Genomic DNA, 22,821 nt, shown 5'->3' with positions numbered 1-22,821 from the left:
GAATGCCACGGCAGAGGTCGATGCGGGGCATGAGCCAGCTCCTCGGATTCAGGTGAAACAACCGCATTATTGTCTTTACTCCAGGATTCATTTTTTGTATAGTGCGTCGAAATTTTCCGTAGTACGTGATTGTGTTGATAACATATTAAAATAATTGAACAACATGGTGTAAAAACACGGTTGATTTCAAACAAAAAGGAGAAAATGAATGAGTGAGAGTGAAGTGAAGTTGGGAAACCCCGCGGTTGTTGGTCTGGCTGGATTCGGTTTGACGACGTTTGTCCTGCAGATGCACAACCTGGGCTATTGCGGGCTGGCTCCCGTGATCTGGCTGGGGCTCTGTTTCGGCGGTACGGCACAGCTGGTTGCCGGCCTGATGGAGTTCAAGAAGAACAACAATTTCGGTTTCTGCGCCTTTACCGGGTACGGAGCGTTCTGGATCTCGCTCTGTCTGATGCTCTTGTTCGGCAAGAACGCCGAGCTGGTGCAGTCCTACCCGCTGCTGAAGTTCAGCGAAGTTGACTTGGGCATGTATCTGGTGGCCTGGACCATCTTTACCATTCCCCTTTTCATCGCTTCTATGCGGCACCACACCGCCCTGGCGCTGACCTTCTTTACCCTGGTGCTGGGCTTCATCGGTCTCGATCTGAAGGAGCTGACCGGTAATGCGGCAGCCGGCACCTTCGCTGCCTACGACCTGCTGGTGTGCGCCTTCCTGGCTTTATACCTGATGACGGTTTCGATCTTCGCCGAGTCCGGAATCAAGCTCCCGGTCGGGAAGCCCTGGTTCTAACATACTCCCTGAGCTGAAGCGGGAAACAGACACGGTGGGGTTATGCGGTTACGCATAACCCCACCGTCGTTTTGGATGGCTGATCCAGCTCGGATGCGGGAAAAGTTTGTACTTTGCTCCGCTTTGGTTTATGTCTAGACACAGACCTTGACGTGAATTGGAGAAAGAGACCGTTTGAAAGCAATCGTCATTATTCCCACCTACAACGAACGGGAGAATATAGCCCGTCTGACCAGCAAGATCCTCGTGCAGCATCCGTCCTTACACGTTCTGATCGTTGACGACAATTCGCCCGACGGCACCGGAAAGATCGCCGACCAGCTGGCGGCCTCCGAGAAGCGAATCCGGGTGATCCATCGCAGCGCCAAGCTCGGCCTGGGTTCGGCCTACCGGGTCGGCTTCAAGGCGGCCCTGGAGATGGGTGCAGACTACCTGATCGAAATGGATGCGGATTTTTCCCACGACCCGGCGGTACTGCCGCTTTTTCTGGAAACCATCCAGGAGTGCGATCTGGTAATCGGCTCCCGCTACTTACACGGCGTCAGCGTGGTCAACTGGCCGATCCGCCGACTGATGCTGAGCTATTTCGCCAGCGTCTACACACGCTTCGTGACCGGCCTGGATATCAGGGACTGCACCAGCGGATTCAAATGCTTCAGCAGGGCCGCCATGGAGGCCATCGACCTTGACCGGGTGCGCTCGGACGGCTACTCGTTTCAGATCGAAATGAACTACCGCTGCCGGGAGAAGGGGTTCAAGATCGTGGAGGTGCCGATCATCTTCATCGACCGTCACGCCGGCAGCTCCAAGATGTCCAAAAAAATCGTGCGCGAGGCGGTGGTCATGGTCTGGAAACTTCGACTCGGTTCGCTCTTTTTCCGTTCTCTGAGGAAACGGCATGGGGCATGATCTGTGGTCGCTTGTGCTTGTGACCGGCCTGTGGGGCTGGATCGTGGCGACGCTTTTTTTTATCTTCCGAGCCTTTCCCCGCCGCGGGGTCTTCGAGCCGGCCCCCGCTCTCAGGTGGGGAGCTACCCTGCTGTTCTTCTTTTTTCTCTGGATCCTGGGGCTGCTCAACGCCTGATTGTCCGTTGAACGGCTCATGGCGGATGATGGGGCAGGTTTCCGCCATTGATCCACGGCAAGTGGCGCGGGCCGCCGAAGCGCCACTGCAGGCCGTTTTGCTCAAGGTTTTTGTGTTTTAATTGTACCGACCCTATGGTATATCTTTAGCAAATGGCAATCTTTACCTGCAAACTCGGCTCACCAGACGGAAAGATTCTCTACCGGGAACTTGAAGCTTCCGATCCGGAGTTGCTGTATAAAAGCCTTGAAGAACAAGGTTTTTTTGTTTTTAAGGTCAGCAGGAAGCCGTTCCAGTTTCTCTTTGACAAACGCATCGGCCGTCGTCAGCTCGATACCCGCTCCCTGCTCACCTTTAACCAGGAGATGTTGGTGCTGGTCAAGGCCGGCATGCCGATCATGCAGGCGCTCAACACCATCCTCCAGCGCCAGGACGGCAGCCGGCTGACCGAGGTCCTGCGGCAGGTGCGGGATGACGTCAAGGGGGGGGCATCCCTCTCCACGGCCCTGGAACGGCATGGCCGCCTGTTTCCCCACCTGTACATCGCCTCGGTTCGGGCCGGGGAGCGCACCGGCGACCTGATCAACACGACCAGGCGCTACATCCAGTACCTCAAGCGGGTTGAGGCTATCCGCAAGAAGGTCGTCTCGGCCATGTTCTATCCCGCCATCATTGTTGTCGTTGCCTCACTGGCTGTTCTGCTGCTGCTGGTGTACGTCGTGCCCACCTTCAGCCAGATCTACGCCGATGCCGGATCGCAGTTGCCGCTCCCCACCCAGATGCTCATCGCTTTCACGACGTTTCTGAAACGTTTTTTCCTGGTGGGCCTGGTGCTGCTGTTTGCCGCCGCTGCCTGGTTCCGCTCCTGGGCCGCTACGGACAACGGAAGGTTCCTGATCGACCGCTTCAAGATCAGGGTACCGCTGCTGGGGGAGATCTTCAGGAAATACTCCGTCTCCGGGTTTACCCGTACCCTCTCCACCGTGCTGGGAAGCGGCATTCCGATCATCGAGTCGCTGCGCATGTCCATCGGCACCCTGAACAATACCTACATGGAAAAGCGGCTCTTCGAGGCGGTTAAGTTCGTCGAGGAGGGGGGGACGCTCTCCGTCGCCTTCGAGCGCATCGGTATCCTGCCGCCGCTGGCCCTGCGCATGCTGGGGGTCGGTGAAACCACCGGCGCCCTGGAAGATATGCTGTCGGACATCTCGGACTACCTTGAGGATGAACTGGAAGAGCGCATGCAGATCCTGACAACTGCCGTCGAACCGGCGGTCATGGTTGTCATGGGGGTTGTCATCGGGGTCATCATCATCACCATGTACCTGCCGATCTTCAAGATCGCGGGAACGGTGGGGTAACATAGTATATGACTCAATCCTATGGTCGCAGAAATATCGGCGCTATTCTCATGGAGCGCGGCTGTCTGACGGCGGAACAGCTCCCCGTGGTGGTGGGGCAGCTGGAATCCAGCCGGCAGCGCTTCGGCGAGATCTGTATCCGCGAGGGTTTCGTCGGCGAACAGGACCTGGCCCGGGCCCTGGCCGAGCAGTTTGATCTGGAATACGTGGATCTGGCCGGCTTCAGGATGAACGAGGAGCTGCTCAACAGCCTGCCCACCGATGCCATATACCGCTTCCGTTTCGTACCGCTGGCAATGGAGTCCGGCGTGCTCAGTGTGGCTGTCTCCGATCCCACCGACGTGGTCAAGCTGGATGACCTGGAATTGCTGCTGGGCTGTCCGCTGAGCATCTCCGTTGCCACGGAAAGCGCCGTCGCTTCGGTGATCAAAACCGGTGAGGGCACCCGCCGCGTGCTGCGGGAAGTCTCGGAAGACTTCATGCTGCAACTGGTCAGGGAGACCGACCGTGGGGAAGAGGTCCTCACGGTGGAGAACATCTCCGAAGACATCAGCCCGATCATCAAGCTGATCAACACCACCCTGCTGGACGCGCTCAACCGCCGCGCCAGCGATATCCACATCGAAACCGGCCATGAAGGGGTGGAGATTAAGTACCGTATCGACGGCGTTCTCTACCGGGCCAGCGACCCCATCGACCTGCACCTCCAGGCCCCGATCATCTCGCGGCTCAAGGTCATGAGCGAACTGGATATTTCCGAACGCCGCATCCCCCAGGACGGCCGCTTCAAGGTCCGTTTCGGCTCCAAGTCCATCGACTTCCGCGTTTCCATCATGCCCAGCGCCCTGGGGGAGGATGCCGTTATCCGCATCCTGGACAAGGAGAGCATCGCCAACGACCTGAAGGGACTTTCCCTGGAAAACCTGGGCATCAGCGAACGCGAGATCAGGCGTTTCAGGAAAAAGATCCGCGAGCCCTACGGCATGGTGCTGGTGACCGGGCCCACCGGTTCGGGCAAGACCACCACCCTCTACGCCGCCCTGACCGAGATCCACACCGGCGAGGAGAAGATCATCACCATCGAGGATCCGGTGGAATACATGCTGCGCGGGGTGCTGCAAATTCCGGTCAACGAGAAGAAGGGGCTGACCTTCGCCAAGGGGTTGCGCTCCATCCTGCGCCACGACCCGGACAAGATCATGGTGGGCGAGATCCGCGACCCGGAAACCGCCCAGATCGCCGTGCAGTCGGCCCTGACCGGCCACCTGGTCTTTACCACCGTGCATGCCAACAACGTCTTCGACGTCATCGGCCGTTTCATCCACATGGGGATCGACCCCTATAACTTCGTCTCCTGCCTGAACTGCGTCATGGCACAGCGTCTGGTGCGGCGCGTCTGTCCCTCCTGCCGCCGTCCGGTGACCTATGGCGACGAAGAGCTTCTGGCTGCCGGCGTGGATCCCCGGGTCGTGCGAGGGGTAACCCTCTACGAGGCCCATGGCTGCGAGGACTGCAACGGCACCGGCTACCGCGGTCGTTCGGCAATCGTGGAGCTGATGGAGCTGAACGACCGCATACGTGATCTGATCATCGGCAAGGTTCCGGCAACCCAGCTCAAGCAGGCGGCCCGCGAGTGCGGGGTGGTATTCCTGCGCGATTCGGCGGTGGAAAAGCTGATCCAGGGGGATACAACCCTGAAAGAGATCAACCGTGTCACCTTCGTGGAGTAACGGACAGGGGGGCAGGCAGCGTTTTCAGCGAACTTTGTTTTGTGTTTTCCGTCCGCATTACAGGATGAAATGACCATGCGCTTTTCCGGTACGCTTTTCAGAAGAAAATCACTGGGGGTCGAGATCGGTCCGGCCGGGGCGGCCTTTGCCCTGCTGGGGGGGAGCTCAACGAATCCCTGCCTGGAGCGGGTTGCTTTTCGCCCGCTGGCGCCCGGCGCGTTGCGGCCCTCCCTGCGCGAAGCCAATATCACCGATCCCCAGGCCTTCTGCGACTGCCTGAGGGAGGCTCACTCGCAGCTGTTGCAGGGGGGTACCATGCTGTCGGTTACCCTGCCCGATGCCGTGGGGCGCGTCCTTTTGATGGATGTGGAGGGGCGCTTCAAGAACCGAGCCGAGGGTTTGGACATTATCCGCTGGAAGCTTAAGAAGAGCATGCCCCTGGACGTGGGCGACACCCATCTGGATTACCAGAAACTGCGGGTGAGCGAGAACAACGACATGCTCCTGCTGGTGAGCCTGGTTTCCCGTTCCGTCATCGGCCAGTACGAGGATCTGATCGCGGCTGCGGGTCTGGTCCCGGCCCGCATCGATCTGAACCTGTTCAACCTCTACCGCACCTTCGAGAGGCGACTGTCCCTTCAGGATGAGTGCACGCTGATATCCTTCTACGGCAACTCCCTGTCGATCATGATCATGGCCGATGGGGTTCCCGAGTTCATACGGGTCAAGGAGCTTCCCGGCGTGTCGCCCCATGACGGCCGTGTCTACCGGGAGATCTGCAACTCGCTTCTGGCCTACCGGGAGCGCTTCCCGGAGCGCATACCCCAGGGAGTGACCTGCATCGCCGCGCCCGAGGCCGCGCCCGGTTTCCGCGACATGGTCAGCGAGGCCCTTGCCGGAGAAACGCTGCTGCTGGAAGCCAAGTCGGCTGTCACCCCACTGGTGGACGCTCCGGCGGATCAGGCGACACTTTTTCCCTTTACGGCCGCCATCGGCGCCGCCCTGAGGAGTCTGTGATGCGTTTTACCATCAATCTTGCCACCAGGACGTACCTGGACCATGGCCTGATCAACCGTATCCTGGGAGGGGCGCTGCTGTTCCTGCTGCTGCTGTCGGCCTGGAAGGTTATGGGGCTCTGCGCGAACATGGGTGAACTGGAGCGTCTCAATGCCGATATGGCCGCCCTGGAAGGGCGCCTGGGCGTCCATCCATCCTCCGTCTCCGGTCAGGAGTTGGAGAGCCAGCAGAAAATGATCCGCTTCTATAACCGGATCATCGAGCGCAAGGCATTCGGCTGGCTGGAACTGCTGGAGCGGCTGGAAAACGCCACCCCCGGGCAGGTCTCCCTGGCAGCCTTCTCCCTTGATGCCAAGGACGCCAACCTGCTGAAGATTGAGGGACGGGCCAGGAATTTCGGCCAGGTGCGTTCCTACCTGGAGCGCCTGGAGGATTCAGCTGGCTTCGGCGAGATCCTGCTCCTCTCCCATGCCGATCTGGACCTGGGAGAGAAGGGGCGCGGCGTGGGTTTCAGCATTTCCTGTCGGGCGGTGAAGCCGTGAAGGCCCAACTGCTGGAGATACTGCGCCTGAAGCGGCGTCCGTTGATCGTGGGGTTTCTTCTTCTTCTGGTTACGATTGCGCTCTTTGTCGTGGTCGACGGCTACCAGGCACCCAGGATCGCCGCCGCCCAGACGAAATGGAGCGAGTTGCGCCGCCAGGTGGCCCTGTCCGGTCGCACCGATCTCTCTGCCGTATACAGGCAGAACGGCATCGACCTGGAAACGCTCAGGGGTAGAATTCACCCCCGGCGCCAGTTTCCGCGACTTTTGGGCGAGATTCTGGAACAGGCCGCATCCAGCGGCGTGAGCAGAGGCCCGATCTCCTACAAGCCGCGCGCCATCGGGGAAGAAAAACTCCTGGCCTACGGCGTTACCATGAGTGTCAGCGGCAGGTACGCCGCCATAAAGAGTTTCCTGGCGGATCTGCTGAACAGTCGCGAACTGGTGGTCGTGGAGGATTTCAGTCTGACCAACGGCGATTTCATGGAGGAAAAGGTGACCATGGATCTCCACCTGACGATCTATCTGCGGGAGGATGCATGAACCGGCAGAAACTGATCCTCTTCTGCCTGGCGATCCTGCTGGCTCTGGCCATCATCTGGAGCTATGCGCGCACGCCCCGTCAGAAGAGGGTTGCCACCCTGAAATACGTGCCTGGCCAGCAGACCCTGCTGGCCGTTCCGCGGGGAAGCGTTGCCGGCGCCCGCCAGGGGGTAGACAGGCTACGGCTTGATCTTCTGGACCGTGAGCCGTCCGGTTTCAGCGGCTACCGCCGCAACCTGTTCAAACCGCTCTTCATGGACGAGACCAGGAATGCCGCCAGATCGCGCCGTCCCGCGCCTCCCCCTCCGCCGCCGCTCCCTCCGCCGGTTGACATCGCTCCCCGGATCGAGCTGGCACGGTTCACCTTCCTGGGCTTTCTCAAGAAGGACAACCACAGGACCGTTTTCCTGAGCAGGGACGGAGGGGAGATTATCCTTGTCAGGAAGGGTGATGTTTTCGCGGAACGCTACGAGGCTGCAACCATCACCGATCAGGCGCTGACCATCAGGGTTGCCGACACCGGCGAGGAGATCGTGATTCCCCTGATGGAATCCGCTCCACTGTTTTCGCAGCGCTAATCGGCAGTCCGTATGAGCTTTTTTTACCCGTACGCAAGGAGAGACAACGGATGCGCAATCTGACATATCTACTCATAGTCGGTCTGCTGGCCGGGATAGGGCTGTCCGGTTGCTCCACCGCCAGTTCCGCTTTCAACAAGGGTGAACAGCTGGAGGCCGAGGGTAAGTATGAAGAAGCCATGTACAGCTATGCCGACGCATTTCGTAACGACCCGGATGCCGGGGAGTACCGGATCCGTTTTTTCAAGGCCCGTGAAAGGGCGGCGGATTTGCGCTACAAGCAGGGAACCAGGCTGTACGGGGAGGGTAACTATGCCGCGGCGCTGGCGGAGTTCCAGGCCGGCTTGGGAATCGATCCGACCCAGGGGCGCTTTGAGCAGTTGGTGGAGCGGACCAGGCGCCTCAAGGATGCCCGGCAGGCCTACCAGGAGGGGCTGGAGTTCGAGAAGGGAAACAAGTTCAAGGATGCCAACCGGATGTACAACCGCGCGGTGGAACTGGAGCCGGGCAACGACGAATATCGCACGGCCCTGGCCCGCGTTCTCGGGCTGCGCAGGAACAGGCTGGACCGTTTCGAGCTGAGTCTCAAGTCAGCCCGTCCCATAACCCTCAAGTTCAGGGATGCCCGGATCAAGGATGTCTTTGGCATCATCACCCAGCTGTCCGGGATCAACTTCATCTTCGACGAGGGGGTCAAGGACCAGCCGGTGACCATCTACCTGGAGAACGCCACCTTTCAGCAGGCCCTGGATCTTCTGACCAACATGTACAAGCTGGGGCGCAAGGTAGCCAACGAGAGCACGGTGATCATCTATCCCCGGACGCCGGAAAAATCAAAACAGTACGAGGATATGACCCTGCGTACCTTCCACCTCAACTACCTGGAGGCGAAGAAGGCCATCAACCTGATCCGCACCCTGCTCCAAGTGCGCAAGATCTATGTCAACGAGGAGTCCAACTCCATCGTGGTGCGCGACAGCCGCGACGTGGTGGATGTGGTGGAGAAGATCCTGGATGCCAGTGACGTGCCGGACGCCGAACTGATCCTGGATGTGGAGGTGCTGGAGATCGGTGATACTGATACCAAAAACGTGGGGCTGCTGCTCTCCCCCTACAACGTGCAGATGGGCGCCTTCAACTCGGCGGGAGATCCGATGTCGTCAACCCTTTCGACGACCACTTCCGGTGACAGCACCACAACGCCCAGCCTGACGGATCAGCTGATCAAGGTCTTCTCCAGCAGCGGCTATGGCGCTTACGCCACCGTGCCCACGGCCACGTTCAATTTCGGCTAGACCCTGGTCAAGTCGGAGGTGCTCTCCAATCCCAAGATCAGGGTCAAGAACAGGGAAAAAGCGAAGTTCACGGTGGGCAAACGCATCCCCATCACCACCTCCAACACCACCAACGAAACGGTCAGCGTCAATGTCCAGTACATCGATGTGGGGGTCAAGCTGAACGCCGAACCGACCATTCTGCGCAACAATGAAATCGTGATCAAGCTGGGGCTGGAGGTGAGCCAGGATACCGATAGGCAGACAGTGGGAAGTGCTGAAAACGCCACCACCGTGGTCACCATCGCCACCCGCAACCTGGAGACGGTCTTAAGCCTGAAGGATGGCGAGACCAGCGTGATCGGCGGCCTGATCGAGAAAGTTGACTCCAATAACAAGAGTAAGATCTTCCTGCTCAGTGACATACCGCTGTTGGGTGAACTCCTGACCAATACCGAATCATCCAACAGAAAGAGCGAGCTGGTCCTGGCCATCACCCCCCGCCTGGTGCGCGGCGTGACCGTGCCCGAGAACGGCCTGGCGTCGTTTGCCTCGGGCAAGGAGGACGATCCGGCCCTGGGCAGGTCCCTGGCATCCTTTGACCAGGAGCCTCTCTTCGATGGTCCGAAGCCGCCACCCCCGGCCCCCGCGCCCCAAGGGGTGACTTCCCCGGCAGCAACGCCCCAAGCGGCACCCCCGCAGATACCCCAGCCGGAAGCACAGCCCGAGCTGCAGTCCGAGGCGCCAGCCGCGGGCCAGGAGGTCATGTTGCAGGTCGGCGCCCCCCCTTCCGTCGCCAGTGGCGAGCAGTTCACCCTGGAGGTTAAGCTCGGTCCGGTCAACGACCTGGTCAAGGCACCCTTTGTGCTCGGCTTTGATCCGCTTCTGGTGGAATTCGTCGCGGTGAACGAGGGTGAGTTCCTTAAGAGAGACGGTGTTCCCACGGTCTTCGGCAACTCCGTCAGCCCGGCGGCGGGGAGCGTGACCGTCAACCTGGGCCGCGAGGAGGGGCGTGCGGGTATCTCCGGCGAGGGAACCCTTGCCTCGCTGCTCTTCCGTGCCAAGCAGAAAGGGGCTGCCGCATTCTCGCTGCGCGATGCCGGATTCAGCCGTTCCGGCGGCGGACAGCTCGAACTCAGCACCTCGGGCGCAACCGTGGAGATACAATAGGGCGGATCGCGGCCATGCTGAAGAATCTGACCATGACCAGGGGCGTTACCCTGATTGAGCTGGTGGTAACGGTTACCATCCTGGCGATCCTGGCTTCGGCGATCCTGCCCCTGGCCGAGATGAGCGCCCGGCGTACCCGCGAACTGGAGTTGCGTCGCAACCTGCGCATCATTCGCACCGCAATTGACGATTTCAACAAACGCTACGAAAAGTCGCTGACCGAGAAGAAACTACAGGATGTGACCAACAAGTCGGGGTATCCGGCAACACTGCAGGAACTGGTGGAAGGATATGATTTCGGGGAGGTTACGCCTCCCCGGCGCAAATTCTTGCGACGGATTCCGGCCGATCCCTTCAACCCGCCGCGGGGCGCGGAAGAACCCCAATGGGGGCTGCGCTCCTACAACGACAAGCCTGATTCGACCACCTGGGGTGGAGAAGATGTGTACGATGTCTATTCACTCAGCGAAGGAACCGCCATTGACGGCACAAAGTACAAGGACTGGTAACGGACGGGCGGCGCGACGATTGCGTGCGGCTAGGGGCGGTTTTACCCTGATCGAGCTGATGATCGTGGTGTCCATCATCGGTATCCTGGCGGCCATTGCCGTACCCCACTACCAGTGGAGCGTGATCAAGGCCCGCGAGGCGGTGCTGCGGGAGGACCTGTACAACCTGCGCAGCGTGATCGACCAGTTCTACGCGGACCAGGGCAAGTACCCTGATGCGCTGACTGATTTGTCCGACAAGCGTTACCTGCGCGACATTCCCAAGGATCCCTTTACCGGCAAGAACGACAGCTGGGTGACGGTTGCGCCCCCTCCGGAGGGGGCCGCTCCGGCGGAGGAGGGGAGCAGTTCCCCCTTGGTGGACGTACCTGGCGCATCGGGAGCCTCCGCCGGGTCGGGAAATGTGTACGATGTGCACAGCGGTTCCAACCTGGTGGGGAGTAACGGAGTACCTTACAATGAATGGTGATATGATATGATTCAGCTGCATAATGTGTTTTTGTCCTACCAGAAGGATGCCACCGCCCTGAACAACATTTCCCTGCGTATCGCCAAAGGGGAGTTCGTCTTTCTCACCGGCCCCTCGGGAGCCGGAAAAACGACGTTGCTGCGCCTTTTATACGGCGCCCTGACGCCCACCTCCGGTCAGGTGCTGGTGGACGGCCAGAACGTCTCCCGCATGACCCCCTCCCAGATACCCTTTCTGCGGCGCTCCATCGGTGTGGTTTTCCAGGATTTCAAGCTGCTGCAGAACCGCACGGTATTCGAGAATGTGGCCATCACCCTGGAGGTGCTGGGGTGGGGACGGGCCGACATCGGCAAGAAGGTCATGCATATCCTCAAACAGATGGGGATAGCGTCCAAGGTCAACCTGACCCCGCAGCGGCTCTCCGGCGGTGAGCAGCAGCGCGTTGCCCTGGCCCGTGCCCTGGTCAACGACCCCAAGATCCTGCTGGCTGACGAACCGACCGGCAATCTGGACGACAGCAACAAGGAGCAGATCCTCTCAATTTTCAAGGACGCCAATGCCCGCGGCACCACGGTTGTGGTGGCCACCCACGATCGGCGCCTGATCGAAAACAGCCACAAGCGGCTGGTAAGCCTCATCAAGGGAGATATCGTTGAACAAGTGGACCCAAAAGAAGAAGATAGCTGCAAATCAGCCTAGCAAACGCCCTCCCCTGGCGGGGGAGGGTTTTGGCGGGCGGCTGGGGTATTATGTCAGGCGCGCCTTGGTCAACATCCGCCAGAATGTGTTCGTCAACGTGGTTACCATCGGCACCATCGCCCTGGCGCTGCTGATCGTCTCGCTGTTTCTGCTTGTGTTCGTCAACATGGAGAGCGCCGCGGACAACTGGAGCGAGCGGGTCCAGGTGACGGTCTATTTCGATCATGAACTGACGCCCCAGGAGCAGACCGGCTTCCGCACCAGGATCCAGGCCATTGGGGGGGTGTCCCGCGTGACCTACGTCTCCCGCGATGAGGCGCTGAAGCGCTTCAAGGGCAGGCTGCGCGGCCAGGAGGCGCTCCTGGAGGGGGTCCTGCCGGAGATCCTGCCCACCTCCCTGGAGATCTCCCTCAAACGCTCCAGTCGCGACACCCTTTCCGTTGAAACCTTTGTCGGCGCTCTGAAACGGATTCCGGGTATCACGGAGGTGCAGTACGGCGAGGAGTGGGTCAGGCGCTTCAACATTTTCCTCAATTTCATGCGTCTGGTGGGGGCGCTCTTGGGAGCATTCCTGGTGGTGGCGGTGCTGTTCATCGTCTCCAATACCATCAAGCTGACCATCTATGCCCGTCGTGACGAACTGGAGGTCATGTCCCTGGTGGGCGCCACCCGCTTTTTCATCAAGGCCCCCTTCCTGGTGGAGGGGATCGTTCAGGGGGGGGCGGGGGCACTGATCGCGGTGACACTTCTGTTCGGGCTGTACGAGCTGTTCCTGTACAACGCCGATAGTTTCCTGACCTTTAATCCTGCCACATCCGGCCTGTCGTTCCTTCCCCCCGAATATATCGGTGCACTGCTCCTGTCCGGGGTCCTGCTCGGCTTCATGGGCAGCCTGACATCGCTCAGGCGTTTCATCTGATGAGAGTTTCGTTACTGATACTGCTGGCGCTGCTGGTTGCCCTGCCTGTCCGGGGTGCGAATCCCAAGGACGAGCTCAAGGGGGTCAAGCGCGAGATCAAGGTCAAGAAGCAGCTGATCACCAAGACCCGCAAGGTTGAGGCGGTCGTCTCCAGTGAGCTGCGCGATATCAACCGCAACCTGGAGCAGAAGACATCGGAACTGGGAAGGCTGGACCGCGACCTGCAAGGGGTGGAATCCAGCCTGGACAGGACCGGCCGTGACATAGGCCTGGCCACGGAAGATGCCAACCGCAAGAAGCAGGAGATTGTGCGCCGGCTCTCCTCACTGTACAAGGCGGGTGAACTGGGCACGTTACGCATGTTCTTCTCCTCTGACTCCATACCTCGCATGGCCGAAAACTCCCGCTACATGAAATCGGTTGTGGAGAACGACAAAAAAATATTCGCGGAGTACAATGAAAAAATACGGCACCTGCGCAGCCTGAAGGGTGATCTGGAGCGGGATGCGGCCCGCAAGGAACGGATCAAGAACGATATCGCCTTCAAGAAACGCGAGGTCGAGCAGGAGAAGAGCAGGAAGGCCGCCTATCTGACCAAGGTGCGCAACGACCGGGCCAGCTACGAGGCCTCACTCAAGGAACTCAACGCCAATGCCGGCCGGTTGCAGAGCATGCTGGCCCGTCTGGAGGCGCTGAGCCGCAAGCGACTCGCTTCGCGCCACGCAAGAACAGCCAGAAAGCCGTCCACCAGAACACCCGGCAAGCCGGCAACCAGCCTGCCGGGCGATTCTCTCCCTCCCGTTTCCGACCATGGTTTCGCATCCCAGCGCGGGCGCATGTCCCTGCCGGTGCGGGGCAGCATCATCGAGTCCTATGGCAAACACAAACATCCCGAGTTCAACTCCTATACATTCAGCAAGGGGCTTTCCATCGCTGCCGGAGCCGGTTCGGAGATCAGGTGCATCTATGATGGCACCGTGGTTTTTGCCGATTATTTCAAGGGATACGGCAACATGGTTATCGTGGACCACGGCGGCGGCTACTTCAGCCTCTATGCCCATGCCTCGCGGATTCTCAAGCGGGTGGGAGCCCAGATTGCCAGAAACGATGCCGTAGCCACGGTGGGCGATGTGGACTCGAGCAGGGGCCCGCTCCTGTACTTCGAGATCAGGCATCAAGGAAGACCACTTGACCCGGCCGGCTGGGTAAGATAATCTCGATAGTTCGCGATCAGATCAGATAAACAGCATAGTTCATACAAGCGGAGGCGGAGGATGGTCAGCATGGGCAGTAAAAAAAGACGGGTTTTTGCGGGGTTGGTCATTGCCATGGCCACATTGGTGATTTTTATCGGTATCAGCTCCCAGCCCCGTTCCAGGGCAGAGGCACAGGGGAGCGATTACGAATCCATCGAGTTGTTCACCGATGTCATGGCCATCATCAAGAAGAGTTATGTGGAGGAGGTGGACACCAAGAAGCTTATCTACGGCGCCATCAACGGCATGCTGGCATCCCTTGATCCCCACAGCTCCTTCATGTCTCCCGAAACCTACAAGGAGATGAAGATCGATACCAAGGGTGCCTTCGGCGGTCTGGGGATCGAGATTACCGTCAAGGATGGTGTCCTGATTGTCATCGCGCCCATCGAGGACACGCCCGCCTTCAAGGCCGGCATCAAGGCCGGTGACCACATCTTCAAGATCGATGGCAAGTTCACCAAGGACATGAATATCAACGATGCGGTCAAGCGCATGCGCGGCCCCAAGGGAACCAAGGTGGTGCTGAGCATCATGCGCGAGGGATTCGACAAGCCCAAGGACTTCACCCTGACCCGCGACATCATCCAGGTCAAGAGTGTCCGCTACCGCATGCTGGAAGACGGTTTCGGGTATGTGCGCATCGCCCAGTTCCAGGAGAAGACCGACGATGACCTGGTCAAGGCGCTCAAGGCGCTGGAGGACGAGGCAAAGAAACCGCTCTCCGGGTTGGTGCTCGACCTGCGCAACGACCCGGGCGGACTGCTGGACCAGGCGGTCAGGGTGGCCGACCACTTCGTCAGCGAGGGCTTGATCGTCTACACCGAGGGGCGTGAGAAAGACGCCAAGATGCAGTTTTCGGCCAGAAAGGGGGCCAAGGAGCCCAACTACCCCATCGTTATCCTGATCAACGGCGGCAGCGCCAGCGCCTCCGAGATCGTGGCCGGCGCACTGCAGGACCACAAGCGCGCCATCATCATGGGAACCCAGAGTTTCGGCAAGGGATCGGTGCAGACCATCATCCCGCTTGCCGATGAATCCGGCCTGCGCCTGACGACCGCCCGCTACTTCACCCCCAATGGCCGCTCGATCCAGGCCAAGGGGATCACCCCGGATATCGTGGTGGAGCGCCTGGAATTGCCCCGTCAGAGCGACAAGAAGGAAGGTTTCAATATCCGTGAGAGGGATCTGGAGAACCACTTCCAGAACGGCGATGAGTCTGAGGGATCCACGGTAACCGACAAGAAGGATGACCGGAAGGATAAACAGCTTTCCACCAAACCCGAGGACAACCTGAAGAACGATTACCAGGTCATGCGAGCACTGGATCTGCTCAAAGGGTGGGAGATCTTCAAGAAGATCGGCTCTTCCAAGTAGTGTCGAGGAGCGTCGCCCAGCGTGTCTAAAATCAGACCAAACCGTAAGAACCAGAGCCGGGGCGGCGGCCCAACCTATGCCGCCCTGGCCATCCTGGCCGTTGTCATTCTCGCCGTCATCGGTTACCTGCTGCTCACCCCGCGCAAGCGCCCGTTCCAGCCGCTGTCCCCGCCGGTGGCCGGGAAAGAGTCCCGGCCCAAGGTGCACCGTCCCGGTCAGCGGGCGGACCTGCCGGCGCCTCCCCGGGTTACACCGGAAACGCTCCCCGCGACACCGCCGTCCGTGCCTCCCGAAACGCCTGTAAAACCGCCCCTGAAACCGGAGTATCCGGCGGAACCGCCGTCAGAGGTGGAGAAGGCGCCCCTGCCCGCCGTGGTGCCGGGGGGCAAGGGGAGGCTGGCCATCATTATCGACGATATGGGGGCCGGCATGCGGGAAGCCCGCTCCCTTGCCGCCATCGGCGTGCCGCTGACGTTTGCGATCATCCCCGGTTTGCGCAGTTGTCGTGAGGTGGCCGCCTTTGCCGCGGGAAACGGCATTGAAACCATGATCCATCTGCCGATGCAGTCCAAGGGGTGGCCGCAGCAGCGGCTGGAATCCAACGGCCTCTTGGTTGCCATGGAGGAAGCCGACATCAGGGAACGGATGGAAGGTTTTGCCAGGGATGTTCCCCATGCCGTGGGAGCCAACAACCATATGGGCTCGGAGTTCACCGAGCATGAACCGCAGATGTCCACGGTGCTGGGGGTGTTGAAGGGGAGGGGGCTCTTCTTCATCGACAGTGTCACCACCCCCCGGAGCGTGGGGCAGCGTCTGGCGCGGGAGATGGGAGTGCGATCGGGGCGGCGCAGCGTGTTCCTGGATAACGAGCAGAACGGTGCCTACATAAGGGGGCAGCTGAACCAAGCGGTGCGTCAGGCCAGGAAAAACGGCGGCGCCATAGCCATCTGCCATCCCCATCCGGCTACAATTGCAACCCTGGCAGCTGCGCTCCCGACATTACAGCAGCAGGGGGTCACCCTGGTGCCCGCCTCACGGCTCGTGAGATGACCGTAACGCCTGTTCACGATGAATGGCTCGTGGACAAAAGCTGAACTTGTGAACAAAAAAGCCCGCACTTGTGCGGGCTTTTTTCGTAAGGGCAGGAGGGTTAGGCTCTCAGCTGGTCGCCTATGCGGGCCTGGAGTTTCAGCAGCTGGCGGTAGTTCTGCTCGTGCAGCACCTGCTCCGGGTTGCGGGGGTCCACTGCATGAACGGTCAGCCATTCCCCCTGGCGCAGTTTGCCTTCAAACCCGGAAAGTCCCTCGTTCAGGAAGAGGTACAGGCGGTCATGCAGCCCATCGAACTGTCCCTCGGCAAAGCCGGCCAGGGGGAACTCCTTCTGGAAGGCCAGTTCTCCCGCCTGGGTGAACTGCATGAAGTCAAGGGTGTACGATCCCTCCTGTTCGCGGGGCAGGAACAGCGAGACCGATCTGCTGGCCTTTTCCGCGATCACTGCCCGGGCCGCGCTGTGGGCCTGGGAGCCGTTGTAGAGGCCGTACAGCGTTCCGCACAGCATGTCGGCGAAACAGTCCCTGTGCAGGAAACCGCGCACGGCCCGGTCCGATGACTCGTAGTAGTAGCCGCGTCCCTGGGGTTTTTCCGTAAGCACAGCACCGCAGATCAGGCAGCGTTCCGCCAGCCCCTCCAGGCGGGCCAGGTACGATTCCTTCTTCTGCCCCTCCTTCTCCGCCAGCCAGCGGGCGTAGAGGCAGGAGCGCGGTTCGGGGGTGGCATCGAAGGAGCGCAGCACATCGCGGGTGATCCGGGCGAACTGGCCATGCACCTCGGTTCCGCGGGCATGGGTCAGGATCGGGTAGATTTTTCCGTCCGGATTGGTGTTCAGGCTCTCCACCTTGGGGCTCTTGGAGATGAAGCAATCCAGGGAACGGTAGCCGCGGTTGGCCGCAAATGCCCTCAGCAGGGTCTTCTGGTCCCTGAAGACCCCGTCGAACTTGATGCGTGAGTCGATCAGGCAGGGGAGCAGCGCCAGGGTCTTCTTGTCCATGCCGTGCCGGTCGAACAGGGCGAAGATGTTCTTGCAGTTCTCCAGGCTGGGCATGTCCTTGACCGGTATTATCACCCGGTCGGCGGCGTAGAGCGCGTTCTGGGTCAGGGGGTTGAGGTCGGGGCGGGTGTCGATGATCACGATGCCGGACAGGCCGGATTCGGCCAGCATGCGCGCCAGGGTCATGGGTCCCGTGAAGCGGCCCAGGACCTGACCCAGATCGGCGGAGGAGGGGATGTAGTCGACGCCGTACTGTCCGGTGTGGGCCAGGGTGGCAGCCTGCGCTCCCATGAGGAAATCCTGTACGCTCCCTTTCTGCTTCTGCCCCTTGATTTCGAACATGTGATCGATGGTGAAGTGGTTGTCGAAGGAGAATATGGTGACCGGCAGGTCCGTGCGCATGGCCGCCAGATAGATGGCCAGGTTGGTGGCCAGGGTGGTTTTGCCCACTCCCCCTTTTTCCGAGGCGATGGTGATGATGTAGGGAAAACTCTGCATGCCGTATCCGTCGTGTGAACATAGAAGTGCGGCCCGTTGCCGCTGGAAATCAACCGATAGTAGTTCAATTCGACGCCGACGGTCAACCGGTTTGACACTTTTTCAGCCACTGTGCTAGGGTGCGGCCAACCATGGATCTCTTTTCCGAAAAGATTATTCTCACGGTCAGTCGGCTGACCTCCCTGCTGCGGGACGTGCTGGAGGAGAATTTCCAGCAGGTCTGGGTGCAGGGGGAAGTCTCCAACTTCTCCAGCCCCTCCTCGGGGCACTTCTACTTCTCCCTCAAGGACAGTGGCGCTCAGCTGCGCTGCGTGATGTTCAAGGGTGCGGCCCGCAACCTGAAATTCCGACCCGGCGACGGCATGGCGCTGATCGCCCGGGGACGCATCTCGGTCTATGACCAGCGCGGCGACTACCAGTTGATCTGCGAGTACCTGGAGCCAGCCGGCGTGGGCGCCCTGCAGGCTGCCTTCCAGCAGCTGAAAGAACGCCTGGCCCGGGAAGGGCTCTTCGATCAGGCCCACAAGCGGCATCTGCCGTTCTTCCCCCGCCGCCTGGGGGTGATCACCTCGGCCACCGGCGCGGCCATCCACGACATCCTCAACGTACTCAGGCGACGCTTCGCCTCCCTGGAGATCCTGCTCTACCCGGTGCGGGTGCAGGGGGAGGGGGCTGGACTGGAGATCGCCCGGGCCGTTGAGGAGATGAATCGCCTGCAGATGGCCGACGTACTGATCGTCGGCCGGGGGGGCGGCTCACTGGAAGACCTGTGGGCCTTCAACGAGGAGGTGCTGGCCCGGGCCCTGTACCGCTCCGCTATTCCGGTCATCTCAGCCGTTGGGCACGAGACCGACTGGACTATCGCTGACTTCGTGGCCGACCTGCGCGCCCCCACCCCCTCGGCAGCGGCTGAGCTGGTGGTGGCCAGCGCCGACGAGCTGCGCGGCAGAGTGGAAGGGCTGGAGCACCGCCTGGGGTTGGCCATGGAGTCCCGTCTCTCAACCCTGGAGTCGCGGGTGGCCTCCCTGCGGCGCCTGCTGGCCGACCCCAGCGCCACCCTGGGGCATCTGGCCCAGCGGGTGGACGACCTGACCGAGCGGCTGGAGTTGGGCCTGCACAACGGCGTCATGCGGCTGAAGGAACGCTTCGACCGTCTCGATCGCCTGCTGATGCAGCACTCCCCGCTCGCCAGGGTGGAACAGCTACGCCAGCGTCTGCTGCTCCTGGTGTCGCACGGCGAACGCTCCATGCTGTTGCGCCTGGAGGGGGATAAACAGGCGTTCGGTGCCGCTGCCGCCCGCCTGGAGGTGCTTTCCCCCCTGGCTACCCTGTCGCGCGGCTACTCCATCACCAGCCGCCAGCAGGACGGCAGGGTGATCAGCGACGCCTCCCAGCTCAAGATGGGGGAACTTTTGGACGTCAGGCTGCGCCATGGCGCGGCCCACTGCCGGGTGGAGGGGGTGCAACTGCCGACCGAGCCCAAACCCTTGACGCATGCCGACGATTCTGAAATACTGTCCGATCAATCAAGGAACGACCATGGCAACGGAAAAATTTGAAACAGCCCTGAAAAAACTGGAGGAAATCGTGCGCCGCCTGGAAGGAGGCTCGCTCTCCCTGGACGAATCCCTCAAAGCCTTCGAAGAGGGGGTCAGGCACGCCTCTTTCTGCTCCAAGAAACTGGACGAGGCCGAGCGCCGCGTGGAGGTGCTGCTGAAGCGCAAGGACGGCAGCTTCAGCCGCGAGCCGTTTCAGCCGGATGAGTAACAACATGAACCTGATAAAGGAAACGACATGGACCTGAAAGCATACCTGAAAGAGCAGTGCGCCCGCGTAGATGCGGCGCTGGACAGCTACCTCCCCCGGGAGACGGAACTCCCCCACAGCCTGCACAAGGCCATGCGCTACTCGGTCTTCGCCGGCGGCAAGCGGGTGCGCCCGATTCTGATGCTGGCCGCCTGCCAGGCCGTGGGAGGTGATACGGAGGTGGCCATCCCGGCTGCCTGCGCCATGGAGATGATCCACACCTACTCCCTGATCCATGACGACCTGCCTGCCATGGACGACGACGATTTCCGGCGCGGCAACCCCACCAATCACAAGGTGTTCGGTGAGGCCGTGGCCATTCTGGCCGGCGACGCGCTCCTGACCGAGGCGTTCAAGTTGCTCTCCAATCCGGCCTGCGCGGCCGGCGTGCCGTCCGAGGCTCGTCTGGCGGTGATCCACCAGATCGCCTCCTGCGCCGGTTCCCACGGCATGGTGGGGGGGCAGGTGGTTGACATGGAGAGCGAGGGGAAGAGCGACATCGACCTCCCCACGGTGCAGTACATCCACACCCACAAGACCGGCGCCCTGATCAAGGCGGCCGTGGTGGCTGGCGCCCTTTTGGGCGGCGCGGACCGGGAGAAACTGGCCGCCATAACCCGTTACGGCTCGGCAGCAGGTCTGGCCTTCCAGATCGCCGACGATATCCTGGACATCGAGGGGACCACCGAAGAGATCGGCAAGGACGCGGGAAGCGACCAGGCCCGCGGCAAGGCCACCTATCCGGCGGTGATGGGGCTTGCGGCAGCCAAGCAGGAAGCCACAACCATGATGGACGAAGCCTTCAAGGCGCTGGAGATCTTCGGCAGCGAGGCCGATCCCCTGCGGGAAATCGCACGCTATATCGTCACGCGCAAGAAGTAGTCTTCCGCGAGAGCCTTTTTCTAACGCATGCAAAGCTATACGGCAGGCGGAGAAAGCCTTTGGAAAAACTCCGGATCTTGCCTGAAGGGCGCGGTTCTCAAGATTGCGCTCTTTCCTGGCGCTCCCAGCTCCATCGCGGTTCAGAGGCCGTGTGGAGGCAGATGGTTTTTCTGTAAGGTTCCTTCGCGTTCTTTGTGCCTTTGTGTGAGAACCGAGATCGTTTTTTCTCCTGTCGTTTTTGTCCCCATGCAAGAATGAGCCAGGATTATTTCTATTCAACGGGTGTTTATGGCACTACTGGACACAATCGACTCCCCTGCCGACCTGAAAAGGCTTCCGGTTTCCCGGCTTCCCCAGGTGGCCGAAGAGCTGCGACGGGTGATCATCCAGACCTGCTCGACCAACGGCGGCCACCTGGCCCCCAGCCTGGGGGTGGTGGAACTGACCATCGCCCTGCACCGGGTCTTCTCCACCCCGGAGGACAAGATCGTCTGGGACGTGGGGCACCAGGCATACGCCCACAAGCTGCTCACCGGCCGTCGCGACCGCTTCTCCACCCTGCGCAAGCTGGACGGCATCAGCGGCTTTCCCAAGCGTGACGAATCGCCCCACGATGCCTTCGAGGTGGGGCATGCCTCCACCTCCATTTCGGCCGCCACCGGCCTGGCTGCGGCCCGCGACCTGGCCGGGCGCAGGAACAAGGTGCTGGCGGTGATCGGCGACGGCTCCATGACCGGCGGCATGGCCTACGAGGCAATGAACCATGCCGGCCACATGAACCGGGACATGATCGTGATCCTGAACGACAACGAGATGTCCATCGCCGAGAACGTGGGCGCGCTCTCCAATTTCCTGACCCGCACCGGTTCCAGCGAGTTCGTCTACCGCTTCAAGAAGAACGTGGAGTCCTTCCTGGGCCGCAAGGACACCGTGGGCAAGAATCTGCTGCACCTGGCCAAGAAGCTGGAGGACTCCTTCAAGGGATTCTTTACCCCGGGCATGCTCTTCGAGGCCTTCGGGTTCGAGTACATCGGCCCCATCGACGGCCATGACCTGCCCATGCTGCTGGAGACCCTGGAGAAGGTCAAGAAGTACCACGATGCCGTGCTGATCCATGTGTTGACCAAGAAGGGCAAGGGGTACAAGCCGGCCGAGGACGATCCGTCACTGTTTCACGGGGTCGGCCCCTTTGATCTGGAGAGCGGCAGGGTGCTCAAGGGGAAGGGGGGGGCGGCCTCCTACACCGCCATCTTCGGCTCAGCACTCTGCAAGCTGGCTGCCGATGACGAACGGGTGGTGGCCATCACCGCCGCCATGCCCGATGGCACCGGTCTGATCCCTTTTTCCCGGCAGTTTCCGAAGCGTTTCTTCGATGTGGGCATCGCCGAACAGCATGCCGTCACCTTCGCGGCCGGCCTGGCCACCCAGGGGTTTCGACCGGTTTTCACTGTCTACTCGTCGTTCCTGCAGCGGGCCTATGACCTGGTGTTTCACGATGTCTGCCTGCAGAACCTGCCGGTTATCTTCGCCCTGGATCGAGCCGGCGTGGTGGGCAATGACGGCCCGACCCACCACGGCAGCCTGGATATCTCCCTGCTGCGACACCTGCCCAATATGACCGTCATGGCACCCAGGGACGAGAACGAACTGCAACACATGCTGGCAACCGCGCTGGGGATGCAGGGACCGGTGGCCCTGCGCTACCCCCGCGGCAACGGCGTGGGAGTGGCGTTGGACCAGATCATTACGCCATTGCCGGTCGGCCGGGCCGAAGTGCTGCGCGAAGGGAAGGACGGGGCGGTGCTGGCTCTGGGAAGCATGGTCCATCCGGCTCTGGAGGCTGCTCTGCAGCTGGAGCGCGACGGTGGCCCCAGTCTGGCGGTGGTCAACGCCCGCTTCGTCAAGCCGCTGGATGAAGAACTGATCCAGTTTTTGGCCCGCACCTACGGCCGACTGATCACCCTGGAAGAGAACGCGCTGCAGGGCGGTTTCGGCAGCGCTGTCCTGGAACTTCTGGAGGAAAAGGGGATTCGCGGCACGCGGGTCCTGCGGCTGGGGTATCCCGACGCCCAGATCCCCCAGGGGGACCAGGGAGTTTTGCGCGCCATGCTGGGCCTGGACCCCGCCGGACTGGCTTCCTCCATGGAGGCGTTTCTGCGCCGGGATTGAAAACCGATGTGATTTCTATGTGCCGGAAACGGTAAGCGGAATGTTTGCTCCCTGCGCCCACAACGGAACCATGCCGCATAGGGGCGCATGCTGGAGCAG

23 protein-coding genes are annotated in these 22,821 nt (G+C 60.9%); 22 read left to right on the top strand and 1 reads right to left on the bottom strand.

The features are described from left to right. Window positions 1–208: 208 nt before the first annotated feature. From PPRO_RS11995 to PPRO_RS21500, 18 genes are all read left to right on the top strand, one after another. Window positions 209–793 carry an acetate uptake transporter gene (locus PPRO_RS11995; RefSeq protein ID WP_011736284.1) on the top strand — a complete coding sequence of 195 codons (585 nt, stop codon included), beginning with the start codon at window positions 209–211 and terminating at the stop codon, window positions 791–793. 174 nt (window positions 794–967) lie between these two features. Next, window positions 968–1,702, top strand: a complete 735-nt coding sequence (locus PPRO_RS11990) for a polyprenol monophosphomannose synthase (protein ID WP_011736283.1) — start codon at window positions 968–970, stop codon at window positions 1,700–1,702. Continuing rightward, complete coding sequence (locus PPRO_RS11985) at window positions 1,692–1,877, top strand: hypothetical protein (RefSeq protein ID WP_041532301.1); 186 nt, start codon at window positions 1,692–1,694, stop codon at window positions 1,875–1,877. Before PPRO_RS11990 ends, PPRO_RS11985 begins: the two co-directional genes overlap by 11 nt. A 152-nt stretch (window positions 1,878–2,029) precedes the next feature. After that, window positions 2,030–3,238: a type II secretion system F family protein gene (locus PPRO_RS11980; RefSeq protein WP_011736282.1), complete on the top strand. Its 1,209-nt coding sequence runs from the start codon at window positions 2,030–2,032 to the stop codon at window positions 3,236–3,238. Window positions 3,239–3,246: 8 nt separating this feature from the next. After that, window positions 3,247–4,968, top strand: a complete 1,722-nt coding sequence (locus PPRO_RS11975) for a GspE/PulE family protein (RefSeq protein WP_011736281.1) — start codon at window positions 3,247–3,249, stop codon at window positions 4,966–4,968. A gap of 69 nt (window positions 4,969–5,037) precedes the next feature. Beyond that, window positions 5,038–5,985 (top strand): type IV pilus biogenesis protein PilM, encoded by a 948-nt coding sequence (pilM, locus tag PPRO_RS11970; protein WP_011736280.1) that lies wholly within the window; start codon window positions 5,038–5,040, stop codon window positions 5,983–5,985. Further along, window positions 5,985–6,527, top strand: a complete 543-nt coding sequence (locus tag PPRO_RS11965) for a PilN domain-containing protein (protein ID WP_011736279.1) — start codon at window positions 5,985–5,987, stop codon at window positions 6,525–6,527. The genes pilM and PPRO_RS11965 overlap by 1 nt, the downstream gene beginning before the upstream one ends. Next, the gene (gene pilO / locus PPRO_RS11960) at window positions 6,524–7,069 is read left to right on the top strand and encodes a type 4a pilus biogenesis protein PilO (RefSeq protein WP_011736278.1); all 546 of its coding nucleotides are present in this window, start codon (window positions 6,524–6,526) and stop codon (window positions 7,067–7,069) included. Before PPRO_RS11965 ends, pilO begins: the two co-directional genes overlap by 4 nt. Beyond that, window positions 7,066–7,647, top strand: a complete 582-nt coding sequence (locus PPRO_RS11955) for a hypothetical protein (RefSeq protein WP_011736277.1) — start codon at window positions 7,066–7,068, stop codon at window positions 7,645–7,647. The genes pilO and PPRO_RS11955 overlap by 4 nt, the downstream gene beginning before the upstream one ends. A 50-nt stretch (window positions 7,648–7,697) precedes the next feature. Continuing rightward, complete coding sequence (locus PPRO_RS20605; RefSeq protein WP_049759713.1) at window positions 7,698–8,942, top strand: secretin N-terminal domain-containing protein; 1,245 nt, start codon at window positions 7,698–7,700, stop codon at window positions 8,940–8,942. A gap of 18 nt (window positions 8,943–8,960) precedes the next feature. Beyond that, window positions 8,961–10,091, top strand: a complete 1,131-nt coding sequence (locus tag PPRO_RS20600) for a cohesin domain-containing protein (RefSeq protein WP_049759712.1) — start codon at window positions 8,961–8,963, stop codon at window positions 10,089–10,091. Between the two features lie 14 nt (window positions 10,092–10,105). Further along, window positions 10,106–10,600 carry a type II secretion system protein gene (locus tag PPRO_RS11945; RefSeq protein WP_011736276.1) on the top strand — a complete coding sequence of 165 codons (495 nt, stop codon included), beginning with the start codon at window positions 10,106–10,108 and terminating at the stop codon, window positions 10,598–10,600. Window positions 10,601–10,658: 58 nt separating this feature from the next. After that, on the top strand, window positions 10,659–11,069 hold the full coding sequence (locus PPRO_RS11940; protein ID WP_049759829.1) for a type IV pilin protein: 411 nt from the start codon (window positions 10,659–10,661) through the stop codon (window positions 11,067–11,069). A 6-nt stretch (window positions 11,070–11,075) separates the two neighbouring features. After that, complete coding sequence (gene ftsE, locus PPRO_RS11935) at window positions 11,076–11,768, top strand: cell division ATP-binding protein FtsE (protein ID WP_011736274.1); 693 nt, start codon at window positions 11,076–11,078, stop codon at window positions 11,766–11,768. Next, entirely contained in the window at window positions 11,722–12,687 is a 966-nt protein-coding gene (gene ftsX, locus PPRO_RS11930) for a permease-like cell division protein FtsX (protein WP_011736273.1), read from the top strand. The genes ftsE and ftsX overlap by 47 nt, the downstream gene beginning before the upstream one ends. Further along, window positions 12,687–13,901 (top strand): murein hydrolase activator EnvC family protein, encoded by a 1,215-nt coding sequence (locus tag PPRO_RS11925; RefSeq protein ID WP_011736272.1) that lies wholly within the window; start codon window positions 12,687–12,689, stop codon window positions 13,899–13,901. Before ftsX ends, PPRO_RS11925 begins: the two co-directional genes overlap by 1 nt. 60 nt (window positions 13,902–13,961) lie before the next feature. Next, complete coding sequence (locus tag PPRO_RS11920) at window positions 13,962–15,320, top strand: S41 family peptidase (protein ID WP_011736271.1); 1,359 nt, start codon at window positions 13,962–13,964, stop codon at window positions 15,318–15,320. Window positions 15,321–15,341: 21 nt separating this feature from the next. Beyond that, on the top strand, window positions 15,342–16,370 hold the full coding sequence (locus PPRO_RS21500) for a divergent polysaccharide deacetylase family protein (RefSeq protein ID WP_011736270.1): 1,029 nt from the start codon (window positions 15,342–15,344) through the stop codon (window positions 16,368–16,370). A gap of 100 nt (window positions 16,371–16,470) precedes the next feature. On the opposite strand, the gene PPRO_RS11910 is transcribed toward PPRO_RS21500, so the two are convergent. Further along, on the bottom strand, window positions 16,471–17,865 hold the full coding sequence (locus PPRO_RS11910) for a ParA family protein (protein WP_011736269.1): 1,395 nt from the start codon (window positions 17,863–17,865) through the stop codon (window positions 16,471–16,473). 131 nt (window positions 17,866–17,996) lie between these two features. On the opposite strand from PPRO_RS11910, the gene xseA reads away from it, so the two are divergent. From xseA to dxs, 4 genes are all read left to right on the top strand, one after another. Further along, complete coding sequence (xseA, locus tag PPRO_RS11905; protein ID WP_011736268.1) at window positions 17,997–19,424, top strand: exodeoxyribonuclease VII large subunit; 1,428 nt, start codon at window positions 17,997–17,999, stop codon at window positions 19,422–19,424. Beyond that, window positions 19,405–19,632, top strand: a complete 228-nt coding sequence (locus PPRO_RS11900; protein WP_011736267.1) for an exodeoxyribonuclease VII small subunit — start codon at window positions 19,405–19,407, stop codon at window positions 19,630–19,632. The genes xseA and PPRO_RS11900 overlap by 20 nt, the downstream gene beginning before the upstream one ends. A 27-nt stretch (window positions 19,633–19,659) precedes the next feature. Beyond that, entirely contained in the window at window positions 19,660–20,553 is an 894-nt protein-coding gene (locus PPRO_RS11895) for a polyprenyl synthetase family protein (RefSeq protein ID WP_011736266.1), read from the top strand. A gap of 288 nt (window positions 20,554–20,841) precedes the next feature. Further along, on the top strand, window positions 20,842–22,722 hold the full coding sequence (gene dxs / locus PPRO_RS11890) for a 1-deoxy-D-xylulose-5-phosphate synthase (RefSeq protein ID WP_011736265.1): 1,881 nt from the start codon (window positions 20,842–20,844) through the stop codon (window positions 22,720–22,722). The last annotated feature ends 99 nt before the right edge of the window (window positions 22,723–22,821 follow it).

Origin of the sequence: Pelobacter propionicus DSM 2379 (assembly GCF_000015045.1) — a bacterium.
In the GTDB taxonomy this organism is placed as follows: Bacteria; Desulfobacterota; Desulfuromonadia; order Geobacterales; family Pseudopelobacteraceae; genus Pseudopelobacter; species Pseudopelobacter propionicus.
Note: the sequence above shows the minus strand (reverse complement) of the source record. Positions and strands in the feature narration are given on the sequence as shown.

Bases quoted from the DNA above. Each gene is read 5' to 3' on its own strand.
- PPRO_RS11995 (WP_011736284.1), top strand. From the start codon at position 209: ATGAGTGAGAGTGAAGTGAAGTTGGGAAACCCCGCGGTTGTTGGTCTG.
- PPRO_RS11985 (WP_041532301.1), top strand. From the start codon at position 1,692: ATGGGGCATGATCTGTGGTCGCTTGTGCTTGTGACCGGCCTGTGGGGC.
- PPRO_RS11980 (WP_011736282.1), top strand. From the start codon at position 2,030: ATGGCAATCTTTACCTGCAAACTCGGCTCACCAGACGGAAAGATTCTC.
- PPRO_RS11975 (WP_011736281.1), top strand. From the start codon at position 3,247: ATGACTCAATCCTATGGTCGCAGAAATATCGGCGCTATTCTCATGGAG.
- pilM (WP_011736280.1), top strand. From the start codon at position 5,038: ATGACCATGCGCTTTTCCGGTACGCTTTTCAGAAGAAAATCACTGGGG.
- PPRO_RS11965 (WP_011736279.1), top strand. From the start codon at position 5,985: ATGCGTTTTACCATCAATCTTGCCACCAGGACGTACCTGGACCATGGC.
- PPRO_RS11955 (WP_011736277.1), top strand. From the start codon at position 7,066: ATGAACCGGCAGAAACTGATCCTCTTCTGCCTGGCGATCCTGCTGGCT.
- PPRO_RS20605 (WP_049759713.1), top strand. From the start codon at position 7,698: ATGCGCAATCTGACATATCTACTCATAGTCGGTCTGCTGGCCGGGATA.
- PPRO_RS11945 (WP_011736276.1), top strand. From the start codon at position 10,106: ATGCTGAAGAATCTGACCATGACCAGGGGCGTTACCCTGATTGAGCTG.
- PPRO_RS11940 (WP_049759829.1), top strand. From the start codon at position 10,659: ATGATCGTGGTGTCCATCATCGGTATCCTGGCGGCCATTGCCGTACCC.
- ftsE (WP_011736274.1), top strand. From the start codon at position 11,076: ATGATTCAGCTGCATAATGTGTTTTTGTCCTACCAGAAGGATGCCACC.
- PPRO_RS11925 (WP_011736272.1), top strand. From the start codon at position 12,687: ATGAGAGTTTCGTTACTGATACTGCTGGCGCTGCTGGTTGCCCTGCCT.
- PPRO_RS11920 (WP_011736271.1), top strand. From the start codon at position 13,962: ATGGTCAGCATGGGCAGTAAAAAAAGACGGGTTTTTGCGGGGTTGGTC.
- PPRO_RS11910 (WP_011736269.1), bottom strand. From the start codon at position 17,865: ATGCAGAGTTTTCCCTACATCATCACCATCGCCTCGGAAAAAGGGGGA.
- xseA (WP_011736268.1), top strand. From the start codon at position 17,997: ATGGATCTCTTTTCCGAAAAGATTATTCTCACGGTCAGTCGGCTGACC.
- PPRO_RS11900 (WP_011736267.1), top strand. From the start codon at position 19,405: ATGGCAACGGAAAAATTTGAAACAGCCCTGAAAAAACTGGAGGAAATC.
- PPRO_RS11895 (WP_011736266.1), top strand. From the start codon at position 19,660: ATGGACCTGAAAGCATACCTGAAAGAGCAGTGCGCCCGCGTAGATGCG.
- dxs (WP_011736265.1), top strand. From the start codon at position 20,842: ATGGCACTACTGGACACAATCGACTCCCCTGCCGACCTGAAAAGGCTT.